Here is a 17,147-nt window from a genome sequence, read left to right on the forward strand (position 1 = left end):
GTACGGTCTCCGGTGGCCAAAGCCCACAGGCGACGGGACACGGACAGGTCGGTCACGTAGCTAAGGCTATGTGATTCAAGAATGGGTCCCTTTAATCCCATTCTTGAATGTATCACGCCTTGATCAGAACAAAATTTGGCTGCGTTCGCTCCAAAAGCAAAGTCCCAACACGCTCTAAGCGACGAGCAATCAATAACTATCGGTTTTCCAGGAGCGCTTTTTCCTTTATCCGGCGTTGAAGAACCGCCAACCTTAGCGCCACTAAGATCAGGAATCCCGCAATTTTGCAGGACAGGCTCTTCGCCCCCGCAATGCTACGGGGCAGGCTTTGACTAAAGAAAAAATCGCTTGCCTATCTATACACGACACTTATTAATCGCTCATCGCTAGGCAGGTCATGCTCACGTGAAATGCAAAAAAACAAGTTGGAGAAAATGATTTTCAGATATCAGCGTCGTACCGGAGGCCAAGGCAGCTCCGGGTAATAGGTTAACTTTTTTCATGTAATTACGATTTGTGCATTTTAACACTACAAAAGTAGGCAGCGCGGTAAATAGAAATCGGACAATCCTGTAAACAAAGCCGACAAAACGTGCAGCAGACCTCTACTTCTTTCGGGAGGAATTAAAAGTGAGGCAATATGTTGTTACTTTTACTTTTAGCAAGACACCTGTTTACCAAAAAAGCATTCCACCGTTGTATAAACTCTTGAAAACACTAATTTTACTGCTATTTTTCGTCCTGCGACTATCTGCTCAATCGCAGCAGGAGTACAAGCTGTTATCCCGGCATATCAACCAGGAGAATGGCCTGACCAACCTGCTCGTACACCACACCATGGAGGATAGCCGGGGCATAGTTTGGATTTCCACAAACGGAGGTTTGTTCCTTTTTGATGGCAAACGTGCCCGGTCTGTTATCACAAATGTGGGGGGAAATTCTTTTAAAGCGGGACGGATTTATGAGGGCCCTAATCAATTTATTTGGGTCAATCGCTACGGGTACGCTGTGTTTTCCAGTCAGGCTGACTTCAAAGATAAATTTGCAATATGGTGCAGTACCAAAGAACGATTGATCCCCACTGACAGCCTTCTCATTGCGACAAGAGCACCTTTTGAAAAAAAAGAGGTTGCATCTATTACAGGGACCCCTGAAAACCATATTGTGTTTCTGTTAAATAACGGTAAGGTTTTCAGCTTTGATGGCAGAGCTTACCATATGGTTTTTCAGACGACTCCCGACTATAGATTATATACGTTCTATACTGCCGGGAAAGACTTCATTTTTGAATCCATGGACAGTTGTTACGTAATGTCTCCTCCATTTATGAAGCAGAAGCCATTGAACACCTTCCCGAGAAGTCGTTTTAACCCTGCACCATGTTCCTGTACCTATAAAATCCAAGGAAATACTGCACAAGTCCAGTTTGGCAGCTCTCCGGAGTATCAGAAGTTAGTTGTTCCCAAGACCTCAAGCCCACCATCAGGTGCCGCCTACGCCCACGGACAATTTTTATGGCTGGTGATGCCTGATGAAGTGGCTGTTTACGCCCAAAACCCACATGTCTCCGACAGATACGATCAAGAAATTGCTTCCGCAGCGGTACAATTGTCAGAAAGCACATACATGGGCATTAGACTCGATCAGGAAAAGCAGGAGGCCTGGATTGCTTCTGCTGAAGGTGTATATCTACTTAAGTTAAAGCCGCAGCTATTTGAGCAAATCTCTAACTTCCGCAGCAGAATCAGTAACCTTCGAGGTATAACATCTGACGAGAATGGTCAGCTCTATTATAACGACTTCTTCACCTATCAGTTTGATTCTTCAGATACGTCTACCATTCTCTCTGATACCAGGGGCAGGATACATTTATTACATGAGAAAAATACACTTTGGTCAGGTACCTACCGGCCAGATATCCTTAAAATAAATACAACAGACGGGAGCACTCAGGTGCTAAAAGCCGATCCCGGAGACAACCGGGTCTCTACGACCTGGATTCATCGGTCTGAGCAAAGTGGTTTGCTCTACGTTGGTTCTACAGCGGGCCTTTTTTTCAAACCTGCCCAAAAGGATACATTGATTAAGAAAACTACGGGTACGCTGATAGACCGTACCGAAGTCCGGTCTATTCATGAAAACTCCAAAGGGCTTTGGCTTTGTACTAATGAGGGGCTCATGCTGTACGAGGAATCAAGAGATACCTGCTTGGATTTCCGGCATATCACCAACAGGACTACCGTAAATCATCTGCATGAAGCCACTGACGGCACTTTTTGGCTGGGTACTTTCGGAAAGGGGCTATACCAGTGGCATCCTGACCACTCAACTGCAAAAAGGTACAATTACCAAGCTGGTTTTTCTGACGATCGGATCCTGGCTGTTTATCCAGACAAAAATGGCTTTCTGTGGATGCCAACCTACCATGGGTTAATTCGCTTTCATCCGGAGCGCGAAGAGCTCTATACCTTCACGAAAAAGGACGGCCTCCCCAATAACGAATTCAACCTTTACTCCCATCATCGACAAGCGGATGGAACGCTTCTGTTTGGCACACTTGGAGGCATCGTGAAATTTGATCCGCTTAAAATACCGGAAACCATCAGTTATGCGCCCGTTGTTAAGCCTGCAAAAATTGAAATTTTAAAAGCAGACGGGGTTAAAGAGATCTCCCCTTTGACTCAGTCCATCATCACGCTCAGTTCATCCAATGATAAACTAAGCATTGATTTTTTACTCTTAGACTATGAATCTGAAGAGTTGGAGCAATTCGATTACCGCCTTATTGGGCAAAACAATCAATGGACGCCCATGAGGGATGCCAGCCTTGATCTTTCCGGCTTTTCAAAAGGGCAGTTTACGCTGGAGGTAAGAGGCAGAAAAGGCAAGAGTGCCTATTCTACTGATATTTACCGGCTTGACATAAAGGTTCCGCCGCCCTTTTACCAGAATACGGTCTTTATTTTCTGGTCGGTACTATCTTTAATTGCCACTCTGCTCCTCTTTTTTCGCTGGCGCACACGGCGTTTGCGGAAAGATCGAATCCTACTGCAAAAAGAAGTAAAGAAGCGTACCCAAAAAGTCCAGCAACAAGCGGTAGAGCTACAGAAGCTCAACGAGGTCAAAACCAAGCTTATCACAAATATCGCCCACGAGCTCAAAACTCCTTTGACAATGATCTCGGGGTCACTGCAACTGTTGCTGAGTCAGCAACACTCCAATCCGGAGAGCGGTTTAAGAACGATAGACCACAACAGCAAACGATTGATACGGCTGATCGATCAACTGATTGAAGTCAACAAACAGGAAAAGGCTTTGCTAAAAGTACAAAGTCAGCCCGTTGATCTTAAAAAAACACTAAAAGATGTATACCGTAATTATGAAGACCTCGCTGAAACGCAAGGTATCAGCTTCCAGCTCTCTTTAGACGAGCGGCTGTCCAAGCAATATTCTGCGGATGCCCTCAAACTGGAGTATATCCTCCATAATCTACTATCCAATGCTTTCAAATTCACACCAAAGGAAGGCACCATCAAGCTGACTGCCAGCCCAAACGAAAATGCTGCCGGAGTTGATATCGCTGTAGCGGATAGCGGAGTGGGTATCCCGGAAAAACATCAAGACCGGGTTTTCGAACGTTTCTACCAAGCCGATGCGAGTTCCGGCGGCATGGGCATTGGGCTTGCCATTGTGAAAGACTACGCAGAAGCAATGGACGGAACAGTAACGCTGGAGAACAAACCTGGGGCCGGCACGACAGTCACACTCTACCTCCCGCTACCAGCTACCTCTGATGCAGCACTTTGGTCACCTGCCCCGTCGTTGCCTGACGCTAGTTCCGGTAAGCCTGCCAAAGGTGTTAGTTCATCTAATGCCCAAAAGCCATTAATTTTAATTGTGGAGGACCATCCGGAGGTGCAGGCGCTTTTCAAAGTCATCTTTGATCAGCAATTCGAGCTGGCAACAGCGGATAACGGCAAATATGCCCTGCAGTTACTCGAACAAAACACCTCTACTCCGGCACTTATCATTACTGACCTTATGATGCCGGAGGTAGATGGTACAACCCTAATCAAAAGACTAAAGGCCCATGAAAGATTCCGGCTGGTACCGATACTTGTCGTTAGTGCTAAAAGCGACCCGATGTCGAAGATAGAGGCGCTGAACATCGGAGTAGATGACTATGTCCATAAGCCGTTTCACGTTGAGGAATTAAAAGCCATTGTCAATACCTTGCTAAGCAATGCGGCTGCCCGCCTAAATGCAAACACCACCGCTGAACCGGTTGATACGCCCCGTCAGGAGAAGATCAAGCAGCACGAGAAAGATTGGCTAAACAAGGTTGAGAACGTACTATGGAATAGGATTGATAAGGGTATAGAAATCAAGGTCAAAGATCTAGCGCAAGAGCTACACATCAGTGAACGGCAGCTTCAGCGGCAATTAAAACTGCTGACCGGCCTCTCCCCCTCCGGATACATCAATGAAATACGTTTACAGCGGGCAAGACAGCTTATCAACGAAGGCACCTATTCCACCGTTGCAGAAATAGCCTATCATTTAGGGTACGCTTACCCGAGTTACTTTTCAAAAATATTTACAACCCGGTTTGGTCAACCTCCTTCTTACTTTTTTAAGCCCTGAGGCCCATTGCTTTGTTACTAAAAAAGACTAAACGTCTTCCTTTTCGTACAGTATTGATTAGACCATAAAAGTAACAAACGGTCTCCATGCTGTGCACATTTTGGCCAGAGGCGTTCAGTGTTACGCCATATTGTCACTTTATATGTACAGTTAGAGGATTTTTTCAAACCAAACCAGCAGGAGAAGTGTATTTTTGTCCACCAACGAATTCACAGACCATGTACATCCTGCTCATATCTATTGTCATCGGCCTTTTCGTGGCCATGCTGTTCGTCAATCTCTACTTCCGGATGAAAGTGCTGAGGAGCTACCGCAAGCTGGTACAAAACCGGGTGGAATTTGGCGCAGCGCATTTGTTCAACAAAGAAAAAATGGAGGCTGAGGTGATGCCGAAGTACCCGGACATGCGGGAGGAAATCGAGACCTTCACCAGCCACATCCAGTACTCTATGCGCATGGCTACGGTGTTGATTGCTCTGATTACACTGTTCGGTGCTATCCTGATGTACTACCGGTAGAATGGCGGAATGGGGAATATGCCGAAAATCCCCTACTTTTGCAGCCGTAAAAAACAGACACCTATGTTAAAGATCGGCGTTTTGGGCACCGGCCACCTTGGCAAAATCCACCTCAAGTGCATTCAGCTGGCAGAGGAGACGTATGAATTGATTGGCTTTTATGACCCCGACGATGCTGCGGCACTGCAAGCTCAGGAACAATACGGCATAAAACGCTGGACCGACCTCGATGCCCTGATCGCTGCTGCTGATGTGATCGATATCGTCACGCCGACCACCACGCACTTCGAACTGGCCCGGCGGGTCATCGAAAAGGGCAAGCACCTTTTTATTGAGAAGCCCCTTACCAATACTATGGAGGAGGCTAAGACCCTTCTGCAGCTGGCTCAGGAAAAAGGCGTTAAAGTACAGGTAGGCCACGTAGAGCGTTTCAACCCGGCACTCCTGGCCCTGGGTGATCAGCCACTAAACCCCATGTTCATTGAGGCACACCGCCTGGCGGTCTTCAATCCGCGAGGTACAGACGTTAGCGTGATCCTGGATTTGATGATTCACGATTTGGACATCATCCAGAGTCTCGTAAAATCGCCAGTCAAGACCATTAGCGCAAGCGGGGTTCCGGTGGTCAGTGAGAGCGCCGATATCTGCAATGCGCGCATAGAGTTTGAGAATGGCTGCATCGCCAACCTTACCGCCAGCCGTATTTCCATGAAGCAGATGCGGAAGGTGCGCTTTTTCCAGAAAGATGCTTACATCAGCCTGGATTTCCTGGAGAAGGAAGCGCAGGTGGTCCGCCTCTACGATACGGATACGGACCCCTCCCAACTCCCGCAAGACAACCTCATGGAGCTGGAGACCCAAAGTGGCAAGCGCTATATCCACCTGTCCATGCCCGAAACAGCACCGGTCAATGCCATCAGGATGGAACTTGAATCTTTGGCAGAAAGCATCCAAAAAGATGAACGGCCGGTGGTCAGCATTGAAGATGGCTACCGTGCACTGGATTTGGCCCATCAGATTATGGAGCAAATCGAAGAACGGTTGGCCAATGCCCAACAGCTCTGATTGGTCAGCTAAATGACGAATGCTGTATAATATGGTGTGGCGGTTAACGTTTTTCTGTTTTCGGGCCACACCCGCCCAACGCTTAGTGTTGAATTTTGGCTCTTGTTTGTTAAGGGCACTAAACTTTTAAGCTATGAAAAAGCAAGATTTATCAATCGTACTCGCGCTGAGCATCGCTGCAGCCCTGCTGCCGGCTTGTGACCTGATCAACCCGGATGAGCCCATCCCCGGGTACATCCATATCCCATCGGTCGGCGTACAAACCTCAGAGGCCATTGAAGGCAGTGCCTCTTCCAATATCACCGAAGCCTGGGTTTCTGTCAATGGCGACTTTGTAGGCGCTTACGCCCTGCCGGCTACCTTGCCGGTTATAGCGGAAGGTGAAGCAGATGTTATTGTACAAGCGGGTGTTAAAGACAATGGGCTGGGCAGTACGCCGGATATTTACCCTTTCTTTGGCAACTTCGAAACCTTCGTTGAGGTCGAGCCCAATAAGACCGACACCGTCCGGCCGGTATTCCGGTACAGCAGCAGCACAAAATTTGCCTTTATCGAAGCTTTCGATGAGGGGCAGCATATCTTTGAAGAAATGCGCCGGGGCAGTCTCAGCCAAATGACTCAGGTGACCGAAGGTGCTTTTGAAGGCCGGTCGTTGCGCATTGAGCTGGACACCTCAGCAGCGATTGTGGAAGCTGCCACGACCGCGCGCTACACCAACCTTACCGGGCAGTTTACCACGAGTGTCTACCTGGAAGTCAATTACAAATCTGACATCCCGGTCACTTTCGGGATCATTGGGCATCAGGCCGGAGGGCTGGCCGGTGCCGGGCAAGCCCTTTTCCTTTCCGGCTTCAACCCTTCCGGGGAATGGAAGAAAATCTATTTCAACCTCTCCGTAGCAGTGGTGGAATCCCGGCTTAGCGAATTCCAAATCGTTTTCCAAACCGCCATCCCGATCGAAAATGGGCAGCTTGCCCGTGACCAAGCCGTTGTGATGATGGACAATATCAAACTGGTGCACTTCTAACCTGCGCTGCTTTACGCCCAAACATAGCAACCTGCCCACATGCAAAAAAACATGAACCAACAGCGCCGTTTGCACACCTTATACTATCAGGTGGCAGACTTCATTACAGCCATGCTGTCCTGGGCTTGTTTTTTCGTGTACCGCAAACAACTGGAGACCCCTCAGCTGGACTGGGAGGCGATTAGCACCGATACCAATTTCTGGTATGGCGTTTTGGTGATCCCGATTGGCTGGTTGTTGTTTTACTCCATTTTCGATCAGTACCGGGACATCTACCGTTTGTCCCGGCTGGCAACGCTGGCGCGCACCTTCTTCCTCAGCTTCCTGGGCGTGACCTTCCTGTTTTTCACGCTCATCCTGGATGATTTCGTCACCAACTACACGACTTACCGGGCGTCCTTCACCACCCTGTTCCTGCTGCACTTCCTGCTGACCGCCACCGTGCGCATGTACATCCTGACCCGGGCCAGCCAACGCCTGAAGAAAGGCCTGATCACCTACAACACCCTCATCATCGGCAGCAACCAAAAGGCCGTAGAGCTGTATGAAGAAATCAGTGGGCGCGAGAAAGGGCTGGGCAATAAGTTCATTGGCTTCATCAGCCTGAACGGGACGGAAGAGGAAGAGCTGGCCCAACACCTGACCCGCCTGGGTGGCATGGAAGCCCTGGAGCAAAGTATCGTTGACTTCAATATCGAAGAAGTGATCATCGCTATCGAAACCTCTGAGCATAACCGCCTGAGGGAGCTGCTCAACATCCTGTTCGATTTCGATGAGCAGGTGTTGGTAAAGATTATCCCGGATATGTACGACATCATGCTGGGTACCGTGAAGATGAACCATATCTACGGGGCGGTCCTCATCGAAATCCGTCAGGACCTAATGCCCAAGTGGCAACGCCTGGTCAAGCGCCTCATTGACCTGACGGCCTCGGCCCTTATGCTACTGCTGCTTTCGCCCCTGTACCTGTATATCATGATGCGCGTGCGCCTGTCTTCGGAAGGGCCTGTTATTTTTGAGCAGGAACGCATCGGGCTGAACGGCAAGCCCTTTATGATCTACAAATTCCGCTCTATGTACACGGATGCGGAAAAACACGGGCCGCAGCTCAGCTCTGATACGGACAACCGGTGCACACCCTGGGGCGGTGTAATGCGCAAATGGCGGCTGGACGAGTTGCCGCAGTTTTGGAATGTCCTCAAGGGCGATATGTCGCTCGTTGGTCCACGCCCGGAGCGGCAGTACTTCATCGACCAAATCACCAAAGAGGCGCCCCACTACAAACACCTGCTAAAAGTACGCCCGGGCATTACTTCCTGGGGGCAGGTCAAATACGGCTACGCCTCCAACCTGGAGCAAATGCTGCAGCGCCTGAAGTTTGATATCCTCTATATCGAGAATATGTCCCTTGCACTGGACTTCAAGATTATGTTCTACACTTTGCTGGTACTGCTGCAAGGGAAGGGGAAGTAGGCTTGAGGTCAGGAAATAGGCTCCCGTCTATCCGCTGCTTGGTAATCTAATCAAAGTGTCGTATCTTTGCCCCTCAATTTCAATATTCATCTTTTCAAACAGATAGAATCATGTTCGCAATCGTAAAAATAGCTGGTCAACAGTTCAAAGTTGAGGAAGGGCAGCAGCTCTTCGTCCACCAGCTAGAAGCCAGTGAGGGAGACAACGTATCCTTCGAGGATGTGCTGCTCGTCGACAACGACGGCAAGGTCTCAGTAGGCACGCCGACGCTGAACGCCAAAGTAAACGCTACGGTACTCAGCCATCAGAAAGGAGACAAAGTCATCGTCTTCAAAAAGAAGCGCCGCAAGGGCTACCGTCTTAAGAACGGCCACCGTCAGCGCTTTACCAAAATCCAAATTGACAGTATCGCCGTATAATCCCCGGCCAGGGGTGCGGTTTTTTTTTTAAGACCTTAAATTGTTTTAGACATGGCACACAAGAAAGGTGTAGGTAGTACGGACAACGGCCGGGACAGTAAATCGAAAAGGCTCGGCGTCAAACTCTTCGGAGGCCAGTATGCTAAAGCTGGTAACATCCTCGTTCGCCAGCGCGGTACCAAATACCACCCGGGCGAAAATGTTTACATGGGCAAAGACTTTACGCTGCACGCAGCTATCGAAGGTACAGTAACCTTCCGCCGCCGCCGTAAAGACCGCCTCTATGTAAATATCATGCCTTTGGGCACTGAGAATGGAAACGGCACAGCAACAGTAGCGGCTCCGGCTCCTGAGAAAAAAGAAGCGCCTGCGCCAAAAGCACAGCCTGTAAAGGCAGCAGCAGCTCCGGCAAAGGAGGCACCGAAAGCAAAAGAAGAAGCAGCTCCGGCGAAGGCTTCCAAATCTGAAAAAATTACCTTACCTTCCGGTAAGAAAATTAATCAGGATGACCTGAAAATGGTCGAAGGCGTTGGTCCTAAGATCGAAGGCCTGCTGAATGAAGGTGGCATCCACACCTGGGAAGACCTCGCTAACGCACCTACCGAAAAGGTACAGGCGATCCTCGACGAGGCAGGTCCACGCTACCGGATGCACGACCCTGCTACCTGGGCTAAGCAAGCTAAACTTGCGCACGAAGGTCAGTGGGAAGAACTCGAAGCCCTTCAGGACCGCCTTGACGGTGGCCGCGAGGTTAGCGACGAGAAAGAGTAAAACATAGGAACCGTTGGGGCAGGCTCTTTGCCGCCCCAATAGGTTTAACTATAAGATTTTTTAGTTTTCATAGCTTTATATTTCAGGGCCCTGCTTTTGGTGGGGCTTTTTTTATGCCCTTACCTGTCGGAGTCTCGCCCCTCCCCATCTTCAACAACAAGTCGATAATGCGGGTAGAAACCGGTCAAGGCCTTTTGACTGGTATTCGCGCTTGTTTGAAACTACACAGCGGCAAGGAAAGCAAAGTGAAGCATTGACTATTCATGAAGACCAAATACCGCTTATTCATTCAACGATTGCTGTATCAGGTCATGCAGTTGCTGTTTTTCATCAGAACTCACCGGAATATCGGCGAGCAGTTCTTGCAGTACGCATTTACGGAGTGCTGCCACATCGCCCTGCGATCTGATGTGCAGAAAAAGGTGAATAGCATCAATTTCCAAATCAGTAAATTCAGCCAATTCCGTAGCCGGCCATTCCGGAAATCTTAAGACAGTTTTGAGCAGGTTGAAAATGCTTTTTTTGTACATGCCCTTATCAAGGCCCTCATTTCGGCCTTCCTTCCGCCCCCTTTCCAAAATTTGTTCTAATGTACTCATCACTTCTGGTTTTATGGTCAGCTCCGTATTTTGGATTGCTTCATAAAATGTATCTTCTGAACGCTCTGCGATACCTAGAATATAGGTTGTGATTGAACGGATTTCGTCTTTACCTGCCACACCTTCAAAAATAGCCTGAATATGTTTAAATATCAAGCCTTGCCTATACCGGAATGCCATTGCCATCAACACGCTACGAAAGTAGCTCAACTCAAGGCGGAGCAATTCTTCACTGCTTAGGCGGGATGCGTCCTGAAAAAGAAAACAGAAATCAGGGATGTAGGGTTCCAATATAGCCCGGTGAGGATGCCCTTCAAATAGAGCAGCCAATGTTTTTGGCACCCATTTTTCTTTTCCGTTGTAGAAAACAAGAGGCAATACTGGCTCTAGCCGTCGGTTATCCTCTTTGATCATCCTGTACATGAGTTCCATAATGTAAAAACCAACTTGTACAGCTATGTATTTATCCGGTTGCGATTTATGCTCAAACAACAGGCAGAAATAAAAGTAATGATCCTTCTTTTCCCCTTTAAACTTACAACGATAAATCACATCCGCATCGAACTGCTTCAGGTTAGGCCGGATACCTCTGCTATTCTCTAAACGCAGGCTTGAAAAGTCAGCAACTTGAGCCAATTCAGGATAAAAATACTGTAAGTAGCTTTTCGCTACCTCAGGATCGCTCATGGCCGACTTGAAGAAGCGGTCATCGGGATGATGTATATTGAATTCTTGAGGCATTATACAGAGATTGCTTTCAAAGATCAAAGTACACAAAAATTATAAAAAATACAAAATAAAACACATTTCAAACAAGACTAACCCTTCAACAAAATTTCCAGGTAGTGCTCCCCCACCCCAAAATCCGACTTAATCCGCTCCACCTCAGCTAAAGCGGAGGCATTGCGGCGGCCCTTGATGCCCACAATCATCAGGTTTTTGGGCGTGTGTTCGGTGGAGACGAATTCGAATACCTTGGTCTCATACCCCTGGTCTTCCATCAGCAGGGCGCGGATGCCATCGGTGACGAGCTCGGCCTGCCGTTCCTGCAGGATGCCGTGCCGGAGCATGGGCTGCAGGCCTTCGGTGGGCTGCATGGCTTTGCGGACCTGCTTATGGCAGCAGGGCGCCACAATGATGATCTCCGCTCCCGCCTGTACGCCTTTGGCAATAGCAATATCCGTGGCGATGTCGCAGGCATGCAGGGCGATGAGCATGTCGATGCGCTCCGGCTCGTACTCAAAAATATCCTGGGCGCGGAACTGCAGCCCGGTGAACCCCACTTTGGGCGCCAGTTCATTACCAAAGGCGACCAGGTTTTCCCGCAGCTCTATACCTGTAATGGAAGGCTGCCAGCCCCGGTTGTTGACAAGATGATCATAGAGGGCGAAAGTCAGGTACCCCTTGCCCGAGCCCATATCGACAATATGTGGCTGCCGGGGGAAATCTCCGTGCTGCTGCAGGAGGCTATCCACAATCTCGATGTACTTATTGATTTGGCGGAATTTACGCTGCCCGTCCGCCCGCACCTTGCCTTCAGCCGTGGTAATGCCCATAGCCTGCAGGTAGGCATTGCCGGAAGCTTCGATGAAGTACTGCTTGGGCTTGTTGTGCGCTTTCGGGGGTGGTGCCGCTTTTGAGGCCTGCCGCTGATGCAGACGGGGCTTCCGCTTGCGGTTGTACTGCAGGCTGTAATCCGCTTCGGTAGTCAGCAAATCGGCATTCAGGAAGTCCTCTCCCAGCCACAGCCCGATCATCGGCACCGCCTCCTCCGGGGGATGGTTCTTCGTGATGTCCCTGGTGCTGTAGCGCAGGGTAAAGGACACCTGCGGCGCCCCCTGCAGCTCGATGAGGCGGGCGTAGACATTCTTAAACGACTTGTCCGCGCCGCCCGGCTTGCTCAGGGTCAGTTTTACGAAAGTGCCCTGCGAAAGGCTGCGCTGCAGATGCTGCAAAAAAGTTTCCTTGGCTTCCATACTTCTATTAAGTCTTTTCAGCAACTAATGGTTGAAAGTCTAAGACTATGTTTGGAGCTTAGTCCTATTGAAAACCAAGGACTTATGAACCCCGCAGAAATGCGGGGCAGGCTCTGGCGTCATCTTTTTTAGCTTATTTGGCCCGCCAAACGCGCCAAAAAAGATTTAGCCAGAACCACAATTCCTTGATTTTTCATGACGAACCCGCCCCAAACATAGTCTAAACAAAGCCGGATTTTTTATATTTTGTTCCAAACTACTGCGATACGTATGAAAAACACCATTCTCCTCCTGCTGGGCATGCTCTCCATCCAATTATCCGCACAGGTTACCTTCCCCAACAACGGCGTGGAAGACCCGCGCGAACGCTACTACGCCCTGACCGGGGCAACGGTCTTCACCGATTACGATACCAAAGTGGAAAATGCCACGCTGGTCATTCGCGATGGCTATGTAGTCTCCGTAGCGGCCGGTGGGCAGGTACCGCAGGGCGCTGTGGAGGTGGAAGTCAAGGGCAAGGTCATCTACCCCGCCTTTATCGACCTCTACAGCGACTACGGCATGCCGGAGCCTAAAGCGGAAGGCAAATCTCCTGACCGCAAGCCACAGATGCTGTCCAATAAAGCAGGGGCCTACAGCTGGAATGAAGCTTTGAAGCCCGACTTTGAAGCCCATGCTCATTTCAACCCGGATGCCAAAGCGGCCAAAACCCTGCGCCAAATCGGCTTTGGTACCGTAGCAGCTCAGCGGATGGATGGGATTTCACGCGGCACGATGACGCTGGTAGGGCTGGGGGACGAACGCGCCCACGAAATGATTGTCGCCGAAAAAGCCGGACATGCGCTTGCCTTCAGCAAAGGGACCTCCACGCAGAGTTATCCCAATTCACTGATGGGCATGATCGCACTGCTCCGCCAAACCTACTACGATGCCGACTGGTACCAACAGCAGAGCGAAGAGGTCAACCTGTCGCTGGAAGCCTGGAATGCCGTGCAGGAGCTGCCTCAGTTTTTTGCGATTGGCGACCGGCTGGAAATCCTGCGGGCGGCGAAGCTGGGTGAAGAATTTGACAAAACCTATATTTTCAAAGGCACGGGGGACGAATATCAGCGCCTCGATGCCCTAAAAAGCCTCAATACCGCCTTCATTCTCCCCCTCGACTTCCCGGATGCCTACGATGTGACCGACCCTTACGATGCCCAACAGGTCACCCTGGCACAGCTGAAGCACTGGGAGCTTGCCCCTTCCAATCCTGCCCGCCTGGCCAATGCCGGCATCCCCATCGCTTTTACGGCTGATGGGTTGGAAAAGAAGACCGACTTCCTCAAGCATTTGCGCAAAGCGGTACAGTACGGGCTCGACACCACCGCTGCCCTGAAAGCGCTAACCTACACCCCGGCAGAGCTGGTGCAGGCGACGGACCACCTCGGAGGGTTGGAAAAAGGCAAGCTGGCTAATTTTATCGTTACCGATGGCTCCCTCTTTGGGGACGGCACGGAAATTTACCAGACCTGGGTCAAGGGCAAAGCCTACACCCACAAAGCCATTACCACCCCTCAGCTGACCGGGCAGTACGACCTCAAAGTCGGCAGCGACACCTATGCGTTGGAAATCACCGGCACCGACGAGCAGCCAGCTGCCAAAATCAACACCACGGATTCCACCTCCGTAAAGGTCAAACTGGAAAGAGCGGATGAACTGCTGACCCTTTCTTTTGCCCCCGACTCCACCGGGCAGGTCCGCCTCTCCGGTACCCTCAACGGGCGTAACTGGAGCGGCCGCGGGCAATCGGCCGATGGGCAGTGGGTAGACTGGCGGGCGGCCTTCGAAAAACCAGTTGAAGCGGATAAAAAAGACGAGGCATCAGAAAAACCGGCGCCTACTCCGGAATTACCCGAGATGGGCGATCTCATCTACCCCTTCACCGCTTATGGCTGGACAGAGCGCCCCGAGCCCCAAACCTACCTCATCCAAAACGCCACGGTTTGGACCAACGAAGCGGACGGCATACTGGAAGGCACCGATGTACTGCTGCGGGACGGCAAAATTGCGGCGATCGGGCAAGGGCTGAAGGCCAAGGGCGCAACGGTCATCGATGCCACCGGGCTCCACCTCACGCCCGGCATTATTGACGAGCACTCCCACATTGCCATCAGCCGGGGCGTGAACGAAAGCTCACAAGCCAGTACGGCTGAAGTGCGCATTGGCGACGTGGTGAACTCCGAAGATATCAACATCTACCGGCAGTTGTCGGGCGGAGTGACGACCTCCCAACTGCTGCACGGCTCTGCCAACCCCATTGGCGGGCAGTCGGCCATCATCAAGCTGCGGTGGGGCTACACGCCGGAAGAAATGAAATTTAAGGAAGCCGCCCCCTTCATCAAGTTTGCGCTGGGCGAAAACGTCAAGCAGTCGAACTGGGGCGAAGACTACCGCATCCGTTTCCCGCAGACCCGCATGGGCGTGGAGCAGGTGTATGTGGATAAATTCACACAGGCCGTCGCTTACGGCGAAAAGGCAGCCTCGGGTGCCCCCTACCGCCGCGACCTCGACCTGGAGACGCTGCTGGAGATTGTCAACGGAGAGCGCTTCATCACCTGCCATTCCTACCGGCAAAGCGAAATCAATATGCTGATGAAGGTAGCCGAGCAGTTTGGGTTCCGCGTCAACACCTTTACCCACATTCTGGAAGGCTACAAAGTGGCAGATAAAATGGCGGCCCACGGCGCCGGCGGCTCAAGCTTTTCCGACTGGTGGGCGTACAAATACGAAGTGCAGGAAGCCATTCCCTACAATGGTGCGCTGATGCACGAGCAGGGCGTCACGGTGGCCTTCAACTCAGACGATGCCGAGATGGCCCGCCGCCTCAATCAGGAAGCTGCCAAAGCGGTGCTTTTCGGTGGCGTATCTGAAGAAGACGCCCTGAAGTTTGTAACCCTGAACCCTGCCAAGCTCCTGCACCTGGACGAATATGTGGGCAGCATCAAAGTAGGCAAGCATGCCGATGTGGTACTCTGGTCCGATCACCCCCTGTCCATGTACAGCCGGGCAGAAAAGACGTTCATCGACGGTACCCTCTTTTTTGACCGGGCCGCCGACCTGGAGGCCCGGGAAGACATCGCTGCCGAGCGCCACCGCCTCATTCAGCTGATGCTGGACGACAAGAAAAACGGTGGCAAAACCCAGAAGGTGAGCAGCCAACGGCAGTACCGCCACTACCACTGTGATGATTATGAGGATGAGGCGCGGTAGGGGGGCGGGCTACACGCCGAACACTGCTTTACTGCGTCCAAAGAGGGCACAACCGCTGTATTCACTCACGGCTTCATCTTGTCCGGATCTTGCCGAACGTCAAAGATATCAGTAATTACAATGAAAGGCTTAGCGACCAGGTAAATGACCTTGTACATTGTTCCGACCAGTAGTGAGCGGTGACCCTGACCTAAAGATTTGAGGTTGTATTCCTCCGGGCCAAGTTCAGGATAATCCTCTAGTTCATCAGCCCGATCCAGAATATCGGTTACGATCTTCTTCCCCTTACGTCCACCATTAAAGTCCATGATCTGGCGTAAGCGTCTTTGCGCATTAGCCGTATATTTCAACTTCATAGACCCAGTGCTGCTTCCACTTCTTCACGAGTGTAAACCCTTCCGGCTTCAATATCTTCGTTAGAAGCCTCTGCTCTGGCAATTAGTTCTTGCAAAGTCATTGGCTTGAGTGAAGCCTCGTAAGCCTCAAGGTCGAAGTCTTCTGCAACCAGGGCATTACTAACGGCAAGCAATACCCGAATGTGCTTTTCATCACCCGTTTGAATGCGCTCCATTAACTGCTGTTTCATTAGATCAATACCCATGGTTTTCGGTTTGAGTGGATTAATCTGTGGTTGTACGAAGTTAACGGTTTTACGATAAAATAAGTTGCTCTTTACTTCAAGGGAGGTCCTTATTAAGGCTACGCCCTCCCGACGGGTGATACCTTCTTAGGGCAGTCCTCCAGCTCTTGCATAGTTCTTATTGTTCCTTATTTACAGACGAAGGAAAGACGACTTCAATCACTCGTTCAAACGAATCGTAAAACCATTTTTCTGCCGCTGCGCTACAGCCTGCGTAATCTCCAGCTCCTTTTCCACCGGGGGAAAACATCCAAAATACACTCTAGCCAGCCGCAGTGCAACTGCTACGGTCTTATTGCTGGGTGGATAGCTACCGTGGCGGTGTAAGCGACTGGCGGAGGCTTTTGGACGGCTGCTTGCAGGCTACTTTCAGCGGGGTATGTTTTGAAATACCCCTGTATCTGCTTTGGGCGCAGATACAGTTCAGTGGGTCCCCCCTTTCACTTTGGCAATTTGTTACCTTGAACCTCTTTTAAAGATAAAAGATCACGAGTAAGTTCATCTATCGTTGCTTTGTCCCAAATCATCAAGCTAGGTGATATTTGACAAATTATGTTGCCCTCATTATCAAATAGTTTTAAGATACGATACCTTGTTGCCCTACTAACTTGCTCTTCCTCATACTTAGGAACGTCGATTTAATAACTGTCCGATTTGGGCATAGCCATAATGCGATAATTACGAGCAGGTAAAAACTCGTCAAATTTAATATTACAGAAATCCAGGAAGTTGTCAAAAACCTGTATACCACTTTCGTAGGTCT

General features: G+C 50.3%; 12 protein-coding genes. 8 read left to right on the plus strand and 4 right to left on the minus strand.

Annotated elements, in window-relative coordinates:
• Positions 1–708: 708 nt before the first annotated feature.
• The 7 genes from RIC19_RS05280 to rpmA all read left to right on the plus strand — a co-directional run bounded on the left by RIC19_RS05280 (position 709) and on the right by rpmA (position 9,917).
• The gene (locus RIC19_RS05280) at positions 709–4,644 is read left to right on the plus strand and encodes a hybrid sensor histidine kinase/response regulator transcription factor (protein ID WP_350177249.1); all 3,936 of its coding nucleotides are present in this window, start codon (positions 709–711) and stop codon (positions 4,642–4,644) included.
• Between the two features lie 218 nt (positions 4,645–4,862).
• Positions 4,863–5,162: a hypothetical protein gene (locus tag RIC19_RS05285; RefSeq protein ID WP_350177250.1), complete on the plus strand. Its 300-nt coding sequence runs from the start codon at positions 4,863–4,865 to the stop codon at positions 5,160–5,162.
• Positions 5,163–5,225: 63 nt separating this feature from the next.
• Complete coding sequence (locus tag RIC19_RS05290) at positions 5,226–6,227, plus strand: Gfo/Idh/MocA family protein (protein WP_350177251.1); 1,002 nt, start codon at positions 5,226–5,228, stop codon at positions 6,225–6,227.
• A gap of 133 nt (positions 6,228–6,360) precedes the next feature.
• On the plus strand, positions 6,361–7,254 hold the full coding sequence (locus tag RIC19_RS05295) for a hypothetical protein (RefSeq protein WP_350177252.1): 894 nt from the start codon (positions 6,361–6,363) through the stop codon (positions 7,252–7,254).
• A 51-nt stretch (positions 7,255–7,305) separates the two neighbouring features.
• Complete coding sequence (locus RIC19_RS05300; protein ID WP_350177253.1) at positions 7,306–8,727, plus strand: sugar transferase; 1,422 nt, start codon at positions 7,306–7,308, stop codon at positions 8,725–8,727.
• Between the two features lie 110 nt (positions 8,728–8,837).
• Positions 8,838–9,146: a 50S ribosomal protein L21 gene (rplU, locus tag RIC19_RS05305; protein ID WP_350177254.1), complete on the plus strand. Its 309-nt coding sequence runs from the start codon at positions 8,838–8,840 to the stop codon at positions 9,144–9,146.
• 51 nt (positions 9,147–9,197) lie between these two features.
• Positions 9,198–9,917: a 50S ribosomal protein L27 gene (gene rpmA, locus RIC19_RS05310; RefSeq protein WP_350177255.1), complete on the plus strand. Its 720-nt coding sequence runs from the start codon at positions 9,198–9,200 to the stop codon at positions 9,915–9,917.
• 281 nt (positions 9,918–10,198) lie between these two features.
• On the opposite strand, the gene RIC19_RS05315 is transcribed toward rpmA, so the two are convergent.
• Together RIC19_RS05315 and RIC19_RS05320 are read right to left on the minus strand one after the other, a co-directional pair.
• Positions 10,199–11,257: an Rpn family recombination-promoting nuclease/putative transposase gene (locus tag RIC19_RS05315; protein ID WP_350177256.1), complete on the minus strand. Its 1,059-nt coding sequence runs from the start codon at positions 11,255–11,257 to the stop codon at positions 10,199–10,201.
• A gap of 77 nt (positions 11,258–11,334) precedes the next feature.
• On the minus strand, positions 11,335–12,492 hold the full coding sequence (locus RIC19_RS05320) for a class I SAM-dependent methyltransferase (protein WP_350177257.1): 1,158 nt from the start codon (positions 12,490–12,492) through the stop codon (positions 11,335–11,337).
• 270 nt (positions 12,493–12,762) lie between these two features.
• Here RIC19_RS05320 and RIC19_RS05325 point away from each other — a divergent pair, with 270 nt between their 5' ends.
• On the plus strand, positions 12,763–15,744 hold the full coding sequence (locus tag RIC19_RS05325; RefSeq protein WP_350177258.1) for an amidohydrolase family protein: 2,982 nt from the start codon (positions 12,763–12,765) through the stop codon (positions 15,742–15,744).
• Between the two features lie 65 nt (positions 15,745–15,809).
• Here RIC19_RS05325 and RIC19_RS05330 read toward each other — a convergent pair whose 3' ends face one another.
• Positions 15,810–16,100 carry a type II toxin-antitoxin system RelE/ParE family toxin gene (locus tag RIC19_RS05330; RefSeq protein ID WP_350177259.1) on the minus strand — a complete coding sequence of 97 codons (291 nt, stop codon included), beginning with the start codon at positions 16,098–16,100 and terminating at the stop codon, positions 15,810–15,812.
• A complete protein-coding gene (locus RIC19_RS05335) occupies positions 16,097–16,345 on the minus strand; it encodes a hypothetical protein (RefSeq protein WP_282779181.1) in 249 nt (82 codons plus the stop codon). The genes RIC19_RS05330 and RIC19_RS05335 overlap by 4 nt, the downstream gene beginning before the upstream one ends.
• Between the last annotated feature and the right edge of the window lie 802 nt (positions 16,346–17,147).

It is taken from the genome of Phaeodactylibacter sp. (assembly GCF_040219495.1).
Taxonomy (GTDB): Bacteria; Bacteroidota; Bacteroidia; order Chitinophagales; family Saprospiraceae; genus Phaeodactylibacter.

Bases quoted from the DNA above. Each gene is read 5' to 3' on its own strand.
- RIC19_RS05290 (WP_350177251.1), top strand. From the start codon at position 5,226: ATGTTAAAGATCGGCGTTTTGGGCACCGGCCACCTTGGCAAAATCCAC.
- RIC19_RS05315 (WP_350177256.1), bottom strand. From the start codon at position 11,257: ATGCCTCAAGAATTCAATATACATCATCCCGATGACCGCTTCTTCAAG.
- RIC19_RS05295 (WP_350177252.1), top strand. From the start codon at position 6,361: ATGAAAAAGCAAGATTTATCAATCGTACTCGCGCTGAGCATCGCTGCA.
- rpmA (WP_350177255.1), top strand. From the start codon at position 9,198: ATGGCACACAAGAAAGGTGTAGGTAGTACGGACAACGGCCGGGACAGT.
- RIC19_RS05285 (WP_350177250.1), top strand. From the start codon at position 4,863: ATGTACATCCTGCTCATATCTATTGTCATCGGCCTTTTCGTGGCCATG.
- rplU (WP_350177254.1), top strand. From the start codon at position 8,838: ATGTTCGCAATCGTAAAAATAGCTGGTCAACAGTTCAAAGTTGAGGAA.
- RIC19_RS05325 (WP_350177258.1), top strand. From the start codon at position 12,763: ATGAAAAACACCATTCTCCTCCTGCTGGGCATGCTCTCCATCCAATTA.
- RIC19_RS05300 (WP_350177253.1), top strand. From the start codon at position 7,306: ATGAACCAACAGCGCCGTTTGCACACCTTATACTATCAGGTGGCAGAC.
- RIC19_RS05330 (WP_350177259.1), bottom strand. From the start codon at position 16,100: ATGAAGTTGAAATATACGGCTAATGCGCAAAGACGCTTACGCCAGATC.
- RIC19_RS05320 (WP_350177257.1), bottom strand. From the start codon at position 12,492: ATGGAAGCCAAGGAAACTTTTTTGCAGCATCTGCAGCGCAGCCTTTCG.
- RIC19_RS05335 (WP_282779181.1), bottom strand. From the start codon at position 16,345: ATGGGTATTGATCTAATGAAACAGCAGTTAATGGAGCGCATTCAAACG.